Origin of the sequence: Pararobbsia alpina, from assembly GCF_965118125.1 — a bacterium.
Lineage (GTDB): Bacteria > Pseudomonadota > Gammaproteobacteria > Burkholderiales > Burkholderiaceae > Pararobbsia > Pararobbsia alpina_A.
On the sequence record NZ_OZ221287.1, the window covers coordinates 3,895,849 to 3,911,239 of the forward strand.

Sequence of the window (15,391 nt, forward strand, 5' to 3'; positions counted from 1 at the left end):
TCGAGCGACACATGTTCCGCATGCGTCGTGTTGACGGCGGAGGGGTGAGGCGTTCGCGCGGCGTTGACTGGATTCATCCTGATTATTTTACGCAATGCCCGTAGCCCCCGCCGTATCCGCCGAGTCCGCCACACCGCTGAGTGAACGCACCTTTGCGTTACCCGACGAAGCGGCGAGCATCGCATTCGGCGCGCGCCTTGCGTTAGCGCTGCGCGCCACGGGCGAAGGCCTGCACATTCATTTGCTCGGCGACCTTGGCGCCGGGAAGACCACCCTCGTACGCGCGACCTTGCGCGCACTGGGACACACAGGTCGCGTACGCAGTCCGACTTACACGCTCGTCGAACCTTATCGGATTGAAACCGGGATCGAAAGCCGAATCGAAAGTCAGTCTGAAGACACTCCGGCTGTCAACGAAAACGCCGGGCCGCGCGTCTACGAGGTCTATCACTTCGATCTTTACCGTTTCTCCGATCCCGCCGAATGGAACGAAGCGGGTTTTCGCGAATATTTTGACGGTCACGCACTGTGCCTCGTCGAATGGCCGCAAAAGGCCGGCTCGCTGATTGGCGTGCCCGACCTTTCGTTGAACATCGACCTCGCCGGTGAAGGCCGGGTACTGACCGCCAACGCGTACAGCGCGCGTGGCAAGGATTGTCTCGCACGATGCTGATCAAACCGTTCTGTTCGCTCGAAGCGGCCGCGACCGCCTCACCGAATCGCAAACGCCGGCAGATGCTGCGCGCGGGCGTGTCGACGCTCGCGCTCGCCCTCGTCGGCCCGCGGCTCGCCTTCGCGAGCTCCGTGCTCGGTGTGCGTGTCTGGCCAGCTCGCGACTATACGCGCGTGACGATCGAGTCCGATCAGCCGCTCGATTACTCGTCGCGCCTGTTGCAGAACCCCGATCGCGTCGTGGTCGATCTCAACGGTCTCGATCTGGATCAGGCGCTGCGCGATCTCGTGTCGAAGATCACACCGAACGATCCGCAGATCCAGTCGGTGCGCGTGGGGCAGTTTGCGCCGCATGTCGTACGGCTCGTGCTCGACCTCAAGGACGCTGCCAAGCCGCAGGTGTTCGCGCTGCCGCCGGCCGGTTCATATCGCTACCGTCTCGTGTTCGACCTCTACCCCGCGGTGCCGCCCGATCCGCTGATGGAGCTGCTCGCGCGCACCGAGAACAAGGAACAGAACTTCGCCGAGCAGCAGGCGCAGGCACAGGCGCAGGTCGCCAACAACGGCGTGCCGCGGCCGCCTGCGTCGAGGCAACCCGCGCTGCGCGCGCCCGGCGACACAGTCGCCGGCGGTTCCACGTCGGGCACGAACGCCGGGACGCTTGCCGCGTCGCCGTTCCATACCGGCCCCTCGTCGAACGACGACAGCGACGCGTTTTTCCAGAAATACGCGAACGGCGAATCGGCGCCGAACGCAAAGAACAACGCGAGCGCACCGCTCGCGGGAACCACGGCCGGTACGGGTGGGACCAAGGGCGGCAAGCCGCCCGTCACGCCCCCGCTCGTCAAGGCGCCGACGCCACCCTCTCCGATGGCGCAGGCGGACGGCGATACCGACAACGACGGCCTGCTGCCGGCCGCGCCGCCCAAGAAGGGCTCAAAGACCGTGCGGCTGCTCACCGTCGCGATCGATCCGGGCCACGGCGGCGAAGACCCGGGTGCGATCGGCGGGTCCGGCACCTACGAAAAGCATGTGGCTCTGGATATCGGCAAGCGTCTGCGCGCGAAGATCGAGTCGCAGCCGAACATGCGGGCAATGATGACGCGCGATGACGACTTCTTCGTGCCGCTCAACGTGCGTGTGCAGAAGGCGCGACGCGTCGAGGCCGACCTGTTCGTGTCGATTCATGCGGACGCGTTCACGACGCCCGAAGCGCGCGGTTCGTCCGTGTTCGCGTTGTCCGACCACGGCGCGTCGAGTACCGCGGCGAAATGGATGGCCGACAAGGAAAACGCGTCGGACCTGATCGGCGGGATCAATATCAAGAGCCAGGACGAGACCGTTTCGCGCGCGCTGCTCGATATGTCGACCACCGCGCAAATACGCGACAGCATGCGCTACGGCAGCTTCGTGCTCGACGAGATTGGCGATATCAACAAGCTTCACAAGGGCTCGGTCGAACAAGCCGGCTTTGCCGTGCTCAAAGCGCCGGACATCCCGTCGATCCTGGTCGAGACCGCGTTTATCAGCAATCCCGAAGAAGAAACGAAGCTCAAGAACGACGCGTATCGCGACCAGATGGCCGATGCGATTCTTCGCGGGATCAAACGGTATTTCGCGGCCAACCCGCCGCTCGCCAAGAATCGCATGGCGTGACGGCGCGGCGCTGAGCGCAACTCGGAAGTCAGGCACTTCCGCGGCGCGTGCAAGCGTTTCCGCCTCACGCATGGGATTGATTCACGCGCGGCCGATACGACCGCGCGTCCTCATCGGAAGGTGACGCCGGTCGCCTACACCACCACTTGCGCTGTCGTCGGTGCGACCTGCCCTTGCTTGGCCAGGAAGCCGTGAATCTGTGCGACGACCGCGGCACCCTCGCCGACGCCCGATGCGATGCGCTTGGTCGAGCCCGAGCGCACATCGCCGATCGCAAACACGCCGTCGACGCTCGTCTCGAGCGTGAGCGGCGGAATCTCGCTGCCCGGGCGCGCCGCGACACCGGTCAACACAAACCCATGCTTGTCGAGCGCGACGCCGCAGTCGCTGAGCCAGTCGGTGTTCGGATCGGCGCCGATAAACAGGAACAGAAACCGGACATCCATCGTCTGTTCGGCAGGCATCGACGCACTGCGGTACTTGATGCGCGACAGGCCGCGATTGTCGCCCTCGAGCGCCGAGACCTGCGTGCACGGATGCAGCGTGACGTTCGGCAACGACGCCAGGCGGTCGATCAGATAACGCGACATGCTGGCGTCAAGGCTCGTGCCCCGGATAAACAGGTGCAGATGCTTGACGTGCGAAGCCAGGTAGACGGCTGCCTGCCCCGCCGAATTGCCGCCGCCGACGAGCACGACTTCCTCGTGCTTGCACAGCTTGGCTTCGACCGGCGATGCCCAGTAGTAGACGCCTCGACCCTCGTAGCACGCGAGCTTGTCGATCGGCGGACGCTTGTAGACCGCACCCGACGCGACGACCAGCGCGCGTGTGTTTACGTGCTGGCCGCTCTTGAGCGTGATGCCGAGCTGATAGTGCGTCGCCGCCGAGCAGCTGCAATCGAGCGAGACGATCTCGGCCGGAATGGCGATATGCGCGCCGAACTTTTGCGCTTGTACGAATGCACGACCGGCGAGCGCCTGACCCGAGATGCCCGTCGGGAAGCCGAGATAGTTTTCGATGCGCGCGCTCGTGCCCGCTTGCCCACCTGGTGCACGGCAATCGAAGACGGCAACGGACAAGCCCTCCGACGCGGCGTATACCGCCGAGGCCAGCCCTGCCGGCCCTGCGCCGACGATCGCCACGTCATAGACGTGCGACTCGTCGAAGTCGGGCAGCCAACCCAGGCAGGTCGCGAGCTGGCCTTCGTCGGGATTGCGCAGCACCGTGCCGTCCGGGCAAATGACGAGCGGGAAATCCTCCGCCTTCGCCGCGACACGCTCGACCAGCGCGGCCGCGTCGGGATCCGTCTTGACGTCGACCACCGTGTGCGGATGGTTGTTACGCCGGAGGAAGCCCTGCAGCGAATTGAGTTCGGCCTCATGGCCGGTACCGATCAGCACCGGTCCGCCCGCGCCATGCTGGATCAGCGACACGCGACGCAGAATCAGGGCGCGCATGATGATTTCGCCGAGCTCCGCGTCGGCCACGAGCAGTGCGCGCAGGCGTTCAGGCGAGATCGAAATCACTTCGCAATCGGTCGCGGCAAACCCGTCGACGAGCGCCGGGCCGCCGGAAATCGACGCGACCTCGGCGACAAAATGACCGGGCCCCTTGTCGCCCATCGATTCGTTATGCCCCATGGCATCGCGCCGCACGATCCGTATTGCGCCCTCGAGCACCACATACATGCCGTGAGCGGGCGATCCGACCTTCACGAGCTGCGTGCCTTCCTTGAAGCAGACGATGTCGCCGAACTGACGCATCCGCTCGATATTGGCCTCGCTGAGCTTCGGAAACATCTGATGCATCCGCGTATTCAACGACGAATACGGCGCTTCGGCGGGTGCGGCCTCGAGCGGTGCGGACGCGGTGGCGCCGGCATCACCGGTCGCTGCCGCATCCTGCTCGTCATCATTTTGGGGAAGCAGGGAATCACCATTCGAATTCGAAGTCATCGCCATTCCTGAGAAAACACTGCGGAAATTCGTTCTCGATCACGCGGTCTGACTGTGCGTCGCGCGCGATACCCATACGTGACATTGCATCACGTCAGAAGCGTGTTGTCCTACCTGCAGACAGGTGGACGTAAGAATTGGGGCACTACCCCAAAGAAGGCCTCCGCTCGAGGAGACCGCGAACAGGGTCTCGACGGAACGGGCCACGAATCAAAGGGCGCCAGACGACTGGATCGCCCTGAAGCGCCCGGTGTGAGCCGGGCGCGCATTCCGTTTCGTTGGATCCGATAGCGTCGGGCAGGCGGTCAGACCGTCAGACTGCCTTCACAGCCACGCCGATTTCCGCGTCGTTGGCGGCTTCCTCGACGATCGGCGCGACCTGCCAGCCTGCGTCGCGCCACGCATCGAGGCCGCCGCGCAGCGGGATCACGTCCGAAAAGCCCATTTCGTTGAGCTTTTTCGCCATCCACGCGGCCGACACTTCGTTCGGGCACGAGCAATAGATCACCAGCTTGCGAGTCCGGTCATACGTCGACGCGATCTCGTCGAGGTCGCGCTCATCCGCGAACACCGAACCCGGGATCTGATACGGATCGAGCTGACGCTTTTCGTTCGAACGAATATCGAAGATCACAGGCTTTGTGTCCGTCGTCGCGTCGATCTTCATGAGCTTGTACAGCTCCTCGACCGACATCCGCGCGTCGGACAGCGTCTGCATCAGCGAATGACGACGCCACCAGCGGTAGGCGATGTAAGCGACCACCAACACGCCGATCACGAGCGCCGCGTCCTTGCCAAGACGGCTCATGCCCACAAAGATCATGTCGATTTGCGGCGCGAACGCCACACCGACGAGCAAGCCGACGCCAGCCCACAGCGCGCCGCCGATCGCGTCGTAACGGAGGAACATCGTGAGCGGCACGCCCATCGCCCCGGCGAGCGGAATCGACACCAGCGACAACCCTGGGATGAACTTCGACACGGCGAGAATGCGCACACCCCAACGGCCGAAAAACCGCTCCGTCTTCTTCACGCATGTGTCGCGCGACAACGAGACCCGGCAAATCGTCTGCAGGGTCTTGCCGCCATACACCCGCCCCGCGAGAAACCAGACCGTATCACCGAGCACGCTTGCACAGACCGACATGGCAAGCGTCGGCAGCAGCTGCTGCCACACCGGGCCCGGATGCATCATCGCCATGGCGCCGAACAGGATGAGCGTGGGCAAAGCCGGCACCGGCAAGCCGATGGCCGACAGAAATACGCTGGCAAACACGATAAGCGGGCCATACTGCGCCAGCAGGTCATGCAGCAACATTCGAGAACTCTCCGCGAGGACCGGGTGCGAATGGCCGTCTGATATCTGCGCGGCTTCGCCCGGTAAAGCCACTTGCAGGAACGTGGTATCCCGCTCCTCGCACGATCGGATAACCGTGGCGGGGGTCGGAAACAACGTCAATCAAACTATTATGGTGTCATTATCGCGGCTCGCAAGGGGCATTTCAGCCCGCTGAACGAGCCTCGGCCGAAACGACTGCATGGCCGCCCGGCGATGGCGTAAAAATTTCACCTGCGCAATGTGAAATCAGCGTGAATGCCGCTTTATTTGCGCATCCGGCGCGCATGATGCGTCACTGCCGCAATCGGTGAATGTCACCCCACATGAGGACGGCCGGGCTGTTTTACAAGTCCGCGGCGCCACTTTTCTGATCATCGCGCGGCGAGCCGTGGGAGTCACATTCGACGGTCAGGATTGCGTCGAGCGCCCGCGGACAAGTTTGTACAGCGCACCGGCGGCCACCGGCACTGCCGCCGCGGCGACGCCAACCAGCACGATCACATTCAGGTACTGGCGCACAAAAGGCAGATTGCCGAAGAAATAGCCGCCGAATACGAGCAGCAACACCCAGAGGGCGGCGCCCAGAATATTGAAGATCTGGAATTTGGCGATGCTCATCTGGCCGACACCCGCGACGAACGGCGCGAAAGTCCGTACCACCGGAACGAAGCGCGCCAGCACGATCGTCTTGCCACCGTGGCGCTCGTAGAAATCGTGCGTTTTGCGCAGCGCCTTCTGATCGATAAAACGCCAATCCTTTTCGTAGACCTTCGGTCCGATATATCGGCCGATATGGAAGTTAATCGTATTACCCAGCACTGCCGCAATGATCAGCAATGCAATCAGCAGAGGCAGGCTCAGCGCATGCGAAACGCAGAATGCGCCGCCAACGAAAAGCAACGTATCGCCCGGCAAGAATGGCAGAACAACGAGGCCTGTTTCGCAAAACACAATCGCAAACAGCACGAGGTAAATCCAGGCACCGTACTGCGCGATAAACGTGCCGAAAAACTTGTCGATATGCAGCACATATCCCGCGAATTGCAAAAGCGTGTCCAAAATCGAATTCCCGTTGATCGAATCGTTGATCGAGTTGAGCGTCGCAAGATGATACCGGAACGGTCTGGCCGCTCCGAGCGCCCGGCGCGGGCTGGCGCTTCACGGCTTGACATTGGCGAGTGCTGCGCACGAAAAAAGACCGTCATGCGCAGTGGCAAACCGGTGCGACTCCCCATAGTCTGGCGCGCCGCGGCTTAAATTCCGCTTAGGCCCGATTTCACCCTTGGCAGCGTGAGTGCTTCCGTTCGGCCGGCATAGGTCGACTGGCTATAATGCGGCCATGTCCGAAGTCCAAACACCCCTGATCCCGCCCGATGACGAGGTTTCGCGTGCACCGCGCGAACGCCGCTCGATCGCAGCCCTGCCCGACCAGCTGATCAGCCAGATCGCCGCCGGCGAAGTCGTCGAGCGGCCCGCTTCGGTCGTCAAGGAATTGCTGGAAAATGCTCTCGATGCGGGCTCAGGCTCGGTGCGCATCGTGCTCGACGAGGGTGGCGTCAAACGGATCTCGATCGCCGACGACGGCCACGGCATTCCGTCGAATGAATTGCCGCTGGCACTGATGCGGCACGCGACGAGCAAAATCCGCTCGCTATCGGAGCTCGAAGCCGTCACGACGCTCGGATTCCGCGGCGAAGCGCTTGCGTCGATCGCTTCGGTATCGCAACTCGTGATCACGAGCCGCACGCCGGATTCGGCGCACGCGGTCGCCATCGATGCGGACACGGGCGACATTTCGCCCGCCGCAGGTGGCGTCGGCACGACCATCGAAGTCCGCGAGCTGTACTTCAATACGCCCGCGCGGCGCAAATTCCTCAAAACCGATCAGACCGAACTCGGCCATTGCCTCGAGATGGTCCGTCGCGCGGCCCTTGCGCGGCCCGACGTGACCTTTTCGGTCATGCATAACGGCAAGGCGCTCGAGCACTGGGGTGCGGGGTCGCCGGCACAACGGGTGGCCAAGGTGCTCGGCGACGGATTCGCGCAGGCGCATCTGCCGCTCGACGAGCGTGCCGGCCCCGTCGCGGTCTATGGCTTTGCCGGGTTGCCGACGGCGAGCCGCGGGCGCGCCGACCAGCAGTATTTCTTCGTCAACGGCCGTTTTGTGCGCGACAAGTTGCTGACCCACGCCGTGCGCGCGGCGTACGAAGACGTGCTTCACGGCGAGCGCTATCCGTCGTACGTGCTCTTTCTCGACGTGCCGCCGGAGTCGGTCGATGTCAACGTGCATCCGTCGAAGATCGAAGTGCGCTTTCGCGAATCGCGCTCGGTTCACCAGTTTGTGTTCCACGCCGTGCAGCGCGCACTTGCACGGCATGCCGGCGCGTCACCCGAAACGACCGCGCTCGGCCATGCGACGCAGATCGATGGCAGCGGCACATCGGGACAACTCTCACGCGCACTGGGCGCGACGCCTGCCGGCGGTGCTTTCGGTTCCTTCGGTTCACCCGCGGGTTCCGCAGGCGGGTCGTCCGCGGGCGGAGCATCCGGCTCGACGGCTGCCTGGATTTCGCAAATGCGCATGCGCCAGGGCACCTTGCCCGTCGCGCAGCCGCTCGCGCTCTACGATGCGCTTTACGGCGGGCGCGGACCCCAGGCCGCTGGCGGTAGCGACGGTGGGCTGATCGCGCGCGACAATGCGCCACCCGCCTGGGCAGCCGACGCCGCGGCCGCGCGGGCGAACGATCCAGCGGCCGGCCCGGATCTGCTTGTCGGGCGAGAAGCCGACGGCACGTACGCTGCGGCCGGTGCCACGATGCCGCCCGGCGCACTGCCTGCGTTCGCTGCCGACGCGGCGGGCGCCTATGCGCCGGCAACGGTTGGCGAGGCCCACGCGGGCACGTCGGCGTCGCCGGCCGAGGCCTACCGCGGTCTGCCTGACGACGCGCCGCTCGGCTTTGCGCTGGGTCAGCTGCATGGTGTCTATGTGCTTGCGCAAAATACGCGCGGGCTCGTGCTTGTCGATATGCATGCGGCACACGAACGCATTCTCTACGAGCAGTTCAAGCATGCGCTTTCCGATCGTACGATCGCCGTCCAGCCGCTGCTGATTCCCATGTCGATGCCGGCGAATCCTGTCGAGATCGGCACCGTCGAGGAACACCGCGACGTGCTCGATGCGTTGGGTTTCGATATCGCCGTCCTGTCGCCAACCACGCTCGCCATTCGTGCGGTGCCCGCGCTGCTGCGCGATGCGGACCTCACATCGCTTGCACGCGCCGTGCTCGCGGACCTGCACGCATACGGCGGCTCGCGCGTGCTGACCGAACGCCAGCATGAGTTGCTGGGCACGCTCGCCTGCCACCATGCGGTGCGGGCGAACCGGCGCCTCACGCACGACGAGATGAACGCACTGCTGCGGCAAATGGAAGCGACGGAACGCGCCGACCAGTGCAATCACGGGCGGCCCACATGGTTCCAGCTCACGCTTGGCGATCTCGATCGCCTGTTCATGCGCGGGCAATAGTCGTGCTCCACATGCCTGCGCCCAGGGTCACGCTCATGTTCGAGCCGATCGTCGCGCGCCTCTCATGACCATTCCCGTCGTCTGTCTGCTCGGCCCGACCGCGTCGGGCAAAACGGCCGCCGCGCTCGCGCTCGCGCAGCGCGAACCGATCGAGATCATCAGCGTCGATTCGGCACTCGTTTACCGCGACATGGATATCGGTACGGCCAAGCCTTCGCGTGAAGAGCTCGACAGCGTGCCGCACCACCTGATCGACATCATCGATCCGGCCGACGCCTATTCGGCCGCGCAATTTCACGACGACGCGCTACGCCTCGTCGGCGAGATTCGGGCGCGCGGCCGCCGCCCTGTGCTCGTGGGCGGCACGATGCTCTACTACAAGGCGCTGACCGAAGGCCTCAACGACCTGCCGACGGCCGACCCCGAACTGCGCGCACGCCTCGACGAAGAAGGTCTGCGCGATGGCTGGCCCGCGATGCATGCACGGCTTGCCGAAGTCGATCGGGTCACCGCCGCACGACTGCCGCCAAACGATTCCCAACGCATTCAACGCGCGCTCGAGATTTACCTGAGCAGCGGCAAGCCCATGTCCGAATGGCTTTCGCAACCGCGCCGCACTGCGAATACCGGGTACCGGTTCGCGCCGGTCTCGCTCGAACCTTCCGACCGATCCGTATTGCACGCGCGTATCGCGCAGCGCTTCGACGCGATGCTGTCGCACGGCCTGATCGAGGAAGTCGAACGGCTGCGCGCACGCGGCGACCTCGACATCGGCATGACCTCGATGCGCTGCGTCGGCTACCGGCAGGTCTGGGAATACCTCGAAGGCCTGACCGACAAGGCGGCCATGCGCGACAAGGGCATCTTCGCGACGCGGCAGCTCTGCAAGCGGCAGATCACTTGGCTGCGTGCCATCCCCGAGCGCATCGTCGTGGACTGTGCGCGTGAGGGCACGACACGCCGCGCACTGGAAGCGATCGACACCCTCGATGCATCGCGCATTGACTGAAGAGGTCCCGCGACCGGCAAGCACCCGGATCGCCGGCACGCGCTAACCAATCGGGACCTCGGCCGCCACCTCATCCACCAGGGGTGCGGGCTCAGGCGCCTTTTGGGTGCCTGCGATAAAGTCGGAAAGCGTGCCCGCGTCAGCCGGGTCGCGGGGGATGCGCATCGCTCCGAGTCGACTGGCATCGACTCGCCAGAACTCGAACACCTCGTCGTCGCCATACTCCAAATGGATGGCGCTCTCCATAAATGCGCGAAACTGCGTCGCATCCTGATAGCCAATCAACCCGTAATTCGGTTCGAACCAGGCGTAGCGCGGCAAGCCGGCAGGCAATTCGGTTGCCACGACCATGGCGTGGTCCGGCGTGCCGACGATTCGCACGCCCGGCGGCGCGACAAGTATCGCGTCGACCCAATCGGCGGCACGAACCGACGGCTCGTCGATCAATTCGCCATGCTCGAGCGCATCGTGGAGATCGGGCTGCGTGAGCGTCAGCCTGCTCAATACCGACACCGTTTCGGCGACGTATTCGATTTCCTGCTCGGTGGGCACCATGGCGGTCTGCACGACACCCGCAGCCGTTCCCCTCTGCTGCGCAACCTCGCGAGCACGATTCAGTATGCCAGCGAGCCGCGTCAACCTGGCAAGCCAGTCGTCGAGCCTGTCCACCCCCTGAGCAAGCGCCAGCGCAGTGATCATCGACATGGGCCAGCACGGCCCGCCCAGCACGCCATCGAGCATCGGCGGCAAAATCATGGAGGGCACGTAGCGCACGCTGGTCGGCCTGCTCGAAGCCGCAAAAATCCGCTCGAAGAGCGCAACCGCATCACCCGCACCCTGCATCAAGCGCTGCTGTCGCTGTTCATCGATACGTGCGGCGAGCGAACCGAGTTGCATGTCGCTGAGCAGCCCCGAGCGAAAGAGCGCGCTATAAGCTTCGCTCGTCTCCTGCTCGATGCCTGGCACAGGCACGCGCCGTATATATCCCGTCAGATAATCGCGGGCACGCGGCGTTGACACAACGTTGTGCCGCGCGATGCGGAGTTGCAGCGTCCCTTCCTCGCCGGCCCGTTGCTCGAGGATCGCCTGAAATGCGCCGTAAGTCTCCGGTTCATGCGCCTCGCTCAGCGCCCGCTCGAAAGCGCGCACACCGCCGCGGGTGCGCAACCGCTCCGGATCGAACCCGGCATCGCGCAGCGTCTGCACCGGATCACCGTAGCCCTGTTCGTATCGAACACGATTGACGTCGCGCGACATCCGTTCGATCGTTCGCGAGACCCGATCAAAATTGCGCGTGACGATAAAGCGTTCGTAAATGCGCGCACGCTGCTCGACCGTGATATCCGCCGCATGAACAGAGGCGACAAAACGTCGCGCGAGCTGCGCCTGATCCAGGTCGGCACCGACACCCGGCACGTCGGCCAGCCAGTCGTGCGTCAGACTATCAGGGGCGATGCTCCTGAAGAGCGCCTCTGCCGTCTCCATGCGCTGCCTCAGCATGGCGTCAGCGGCCGCTTCCAGCTCTGCACAACGCTCGCGCGCCCGATCGATTCGGCCCGCAAGCGTGCCGATCTGCCTGGCGGTCAGCGACGGCCAGTGGGTGTGCTCGTAGAGCGCAGCAAGTATCGAGTGATCGCCCAAGCGGGCCCGCGTGAATTCCGCGTCGTAAGCGCGCTGGAAATTGAGCGTGTCATCACGCACGGCACGCTGTATAAGCATATTGAATCTCGCGTACTCCACGTCGATGGCCGCGCGGTGCGCGACGGTACGGGCCCGCACAGCACCGAGCCTGCCGGGAGACAACAGGCCTTGTCCAAGCAGCCGCAAGCAGGCTTCATACGAATCTTCACGGCTCAGTTCATCGATCAGGAACTCCGCAGGCCGCGCTGCACCATCATCAACCGCCGTGCGCCAGAACCGCATTTGTTCAAAGGTATTGAGCGCGAGTTCGATCTGACTCGCGTCGAGCATTCGAGCCCACAGGGCGCCGCGTTGGTAAGGCGAATGGTGCTCGGCAAGAAAGAGGACGTGCAAGTCGATGAGCCGCAGATCGCGCATCCAGCCGTGGATGAGCACGTTTCGATACGCAAGACATCCCTCTTCAAACTGCGACCGGACCAACGGGTCGGCCCACATCCGGTACATTTCGTCGCGACACTGCGCCGACAGTTCCGCGAGCTCGCGGTTTTCGATCAGGCGCAGGATTTGCCCGCGTTCCATGGGGGTGCGCGACGCGTCGAGAAACCGCTCACGCAATGTGTCGAGCGACTCGCTTTCGAGGTCGAGCTCGGGCAGGCGCAGATCGATCTCGCGCGAATAACCCCAAGAGAACGCCGTTTCGTCGGCACTGTGCAGAAGTATCTGCATCTCGGCGAGCACCTGAAGCCTGAGTGCGCCCGGAGAGATTGCATGCGCAGGCGCCGTAGCCCGGTCGGGATTGGCATCGCTGCCGAGCAACCGTTCGTCGACGCGCCACGCGCGACGCTGCGGATCATATTCGACGGGCAGGCGGTAAACGGCCGGTAATCCAGCAGGTGACTCAAGCACGGAACCCGCGACACGCGCGACGTCCTCACCGGATGCCACTGCGAATGATGTTCCGTCGATCATGACACGCGCCCGATCGCCCGGTTTGGCCACGTCGAGCGGCCTGGCGTTCGCGGCAGACGGGGCCCGCTCAGGGATCTCTCCGGCAGCGAGTGGCTTTATCGGCTCGGGTGATGCCTTGGCGTAGAGACTGCGCAAAGGCTCAGGCGTTGACCGGAACCCTTCGAGTTCAGTCGTTGCCTTCATCCGGCTTCGCAGCGATTCGAGCGCGCGCGGTGCTTGCCTGGCGCTGGCGGATATCAATCGCCATGCAGCGGAGAAGCCGGGATCCACCACATTAAACGCCTCGCGCAGCAGGTGCGGCGTGGCCCGCGCTGCCGTGTCACGCAGGTGGTGAAGATAGGCGGTCGCCAGTCCGCCTAATACGTAACGCTGATGCGCCGCGGGCAGCGAGCGCGTCAGCATTGCCGCGAACACATGGCGCGACGCGAGCGTGCCCAGTTCGGCCGCGCTCCGCACTGCGACGCCCGCGACAAATAGCGCTCCAACAACATCCGTTCCGCACGAAAAGATCGCTGAGATAACTTCTCCGCGCCGTGTTGAATCAACACACGCGGCAAACGGAACAAACATCTTCACGAGGGTTGAGCCGATGCTGTCTGTTCGCTGCGTGGGCAAATCCGCGCTCCGCTCAACGGGGCCGTAGGCCTGCATCCGAACCATTCCGGCCATTTTGTCCGCCGCCGCACCTGCGAGTCCGCATGCGACTGCGGCCCAGTCGATGGGCGAGGCCGCGCATACCGGCACCGACGACTTGACAGCCGCGCCGGGGCATCGGCCCAGCCGGGAAAACTTCTCGCGGACTTTGATCTGGTATTCCCGCGAACGCCCGCCACGACTCGTCTCTGTCAATGCTTCGCTGGAGAACAGGCGAACGCGCATCGCCTCAAGCAGTCCGGGAAGTGCTTCGCTCTTCGCTCCGATTGCTTCCACCGCAGGGCCGCGCGGACTGAGCAGGTCGAGCAGGTAGTACTGGTGGAACCGGCCGCGTCGCATGCACACGATTGTCGTGTCCGGTCTGGCCGGGTAGAACGATCCAGGGAGACGATCCCGCACCGCGGCGTCATACGCCCGTCGCCCGCTTTCGTATTTGAGCTGTGTGCTGTGGCCGATGAGCTCGAACGTCGACAACGGCTCGCCAGCCGAACGTCGCACGTGAATGTCGAGCACTCGGACCTCGTCGACCGCGCCATCCAGTGCGGGATCGGCAAGCCGCAACGCGTTGAGCGCGTCATGCGCGACGTCGCATAACGTGCGCTGCACGTTGCCGATCCACTGGCTGAACGCGTCGGCAAATGTCTGGTCAACGTCAAGGATCGGCAACCATCTCGAGCCGGTCCGTCCCGGATGGGTGTCCTCCACCATCGTGGTGGCGCCGTCTTTTCTGAGCTTCGTCGAGGTATAGGGCGGCCCGGCAAGCAGATCGTCGAGTAATGTCCAGGAGCCCGTCGTTACGACCTCCTCGGGATCCAAACCACGATCGTGCAACGCTTCGGCAGCCAATGCGCTGCGCCGAGCCACTGGCGCCTTCAAGGCGGACGAATACGCCTCGAGGTGGACGATCGTCGCATTCACGCGTTTCCAGCGGTCGAGCCGGTGCCGATCAAGTTCACGCAAGGTGAAATTGTGTAGCGAACGGACATCGATCAACGGCTGCTCGAGCCGGGCGCGCACATCGCTGGCGTTGAGTTGCGCGGCAAACATGACCGACGCATCGGCACCGAGTTCGAACCAGGATGCATCCAGAGCGCCTGTGCGAATTTCCTGGTCGAGTGCAACGGCTAGTCCGGCCAATGTCGTGTAGTTAAGGGAGGCCGGATCGGCATCGAACACTCGAGCAACCTGGCAGCCGATCTCAAGATCGGCCCACTCGAGACTGCCGTAGGTCATATTTGCGGGAGCGTCGGCGCATAGCAGGCTCGCCTGCCGCTCCGCCAGAATCGTCGTCACGGCCCAACGCGCGGCGGGCATATTGACCCGCGTCAGGTTGCCGACACGCCGGACCATCCTGTCGCGCAACTCTGGCAAGCGCATTCCGGCAACCGCGGCGTCGATCAGCGATTCGCCCGCGATATGCCAGGGATCGCCATGTGTCCTGCCATCGATCAGCCACTCCAGCGCGTGCACGCATTGCATGCGTTGAATCGTCGTGCTCTCGAGGGCGTGCACTGGGGCAGTCAACGGGGAGCCCCGTTCGTTGAGCACTCTCGTGAAAGCGTGGGCGACTTCGGCGACGGGGAAACCGCCATCCGTCGAATTTGCTGCGAGCGCGTGCAAGGCAGCCAGCGTAGCTGCACGCTCACCGGAAGCCATACGTGTCCCGCTTGCGACGGATCGCAGCGAGCGCTCGAGCGCGCACAGCGTCGTCGTGAAATTGCCGCGCACGTCCGGCGAAGCGCTCTCGCTGCCGGATAAGGCGAGCGACGTTTCATTGCCTGACACACCGCATGAGAGCGCTGGCCAGGTCGCGATCGTCGACGCATTCAGCGCGTCCAGAGCCGCGAGGGTGTTGTTCGATATGGCTTCGGTCGCTTCGAGAACGCCAGGAGTGCGGTTCGAAAAGGTGCCTGCCGCATTGGACGCCGCGCGCTGCGTGCGAAAGCGAGGGGCGAACGAAGGCGCCACAC

8 protein-coding genes are annotated in these 15,391 nt (G+C 64.1%); 4 read left to right on the top strand and 4 right to left on the bottom strand.

What is annotated here, in order from left to right; genetic code table 11:
- Positions 1 to 94: 94 nt before the first annotated feature.
- Both tsaE and ACMFWR_RS16825 read left to right on the top strand, forming a co-directional pair.
- Positions 95 to 673: a tRNA (adenosine(37)-N6)-threonylcarbamoyltransferase complex ATPase subunit type 1 TsaE gene (gene tsaE, locus ACMFWR_RS16820; RefSeq protein WP_413192731.1), complete on the top strand. Its 579-nt coding sequence runs from the start codon at positions 95 to 97 to the stop codon at positions 671 to 673.
- Positions 667 to 2,328, top strand: a complete 1,662-nt coding sequence (locus ACMFWR_RS16825; RefSeq protein WP_413192732.1) for an N-acetylmuramoyl-L-alanine amidase — start codon at positions 667 to 669, stop codon at positions 2,326 to 2,328. Before tsaE ends, ACMFWR_RS16825 begins: the two co-directional genes overlap by 7 nt.
- A 134-nt stretch (positions 2,329 to 2,462) precedes the next feature.
- On the opposite strand, the gene ACMFWR_RS16830 is transcribed toward ACMFWR_RS16825, so the two are convergent.
- The 3 genes from ACMFWR_RS16830 to ACMFWR_RS16840 all read right to left on the bottom strand — a co-directional run bounded on the left by ACMFWR_RS16830 (position 2,463) and on the right by ACMFWR_RS16840 (position 6,681).
- Positions 2,463 to 4,283: an FAD-dependent oxidoreductase gene (locus ACMFWR_RS16830; protein WP_413192733.1), complete on the bottom strand. Its 1,821-nt coding sequence runs from the start codon at positions 4,281 to 4,283 to the stop codon at positions 2,463 to 2,465.
- A 313-nt stretch (positions 4,284 to 4,596) separates the two neighbouring features.
- On the bottom strand, positions 4,597 to 5,598 hold the full coding sequence (locus ACMFWR_RS16835) for a DedA family protein/thiosulfate sulfurtransferase GlpE (RefSeq protein WP_413194938.1): 1,002 nt from the start codon (positions 5,596 to 5,598) through the stop codon (positions 4,597 to 4,599).
- A gap of 432 nt (positions 5,599 to 6,030) precedes the next feature.
- Positions 6,031 to 6,681 (bottom strand): VTT domain-containing protein, encoded by a 651-nt coding sequence (locus ACMFWR_RS16840; protein WP_413192734.1) that lies wholly within the window; start codon positions 6,679 to 6,681, stop codon positions 6,031 to 6,033.
- Between the two features lie 280 nt (positions 6,682 to 6,961).
- Between ACMFWR_RS16840 and mutL the strand changes: the two genes are divergently transcribed.
- Positions 6,962 to 9,148, top strand: coding sequence for a DNA mismatch repair endonuclease MutL (gene mutL, locus ACMFWR_RS16845; RefSeq protein WP_413192735.1), 2,187 nt, complete (start codon positions 6,962 to 6,964; stop codon positions 9,146 to 9,148).
- Between the two features lie 64 nt (positions 9,149 to 9,212).
- Positions 9,213 to 10,157 carry a tRNA (adenosine(37)-N6)-dimethylallyltransferase MiaA gene (miaA, locus tag ACMFWR_RS16850; protein WP_413192736.1) on the top strand — a complete coding sequence of 315 codons (945 nt, stop codon included), beginning with the start codon at positions 9,213 to 9,215 and terminating at the stop codon, positions 10,155 to 10,157.
- A gap of 42 nt (positions 10,158 to 10,199) precedes the next feature.
- Here the strand turns inward: miaA and ACMFWR_RS16855 are convergent, their stop codons facing one another.
- On the bottom strand, positions 10,200 to 15,389 hold the full coding sequence (locus tag ACMFWR_RS16855; RefSeq protein ID WP_413192737.1) for a hypothetical protein: 5,190 nt from the start codon (positions 15,387 to 15,389) through the stop codon (positions 10,200 to 10,202).
- Positions 15,390 to 15,391 lie beyond the last annotated feature (2 nt).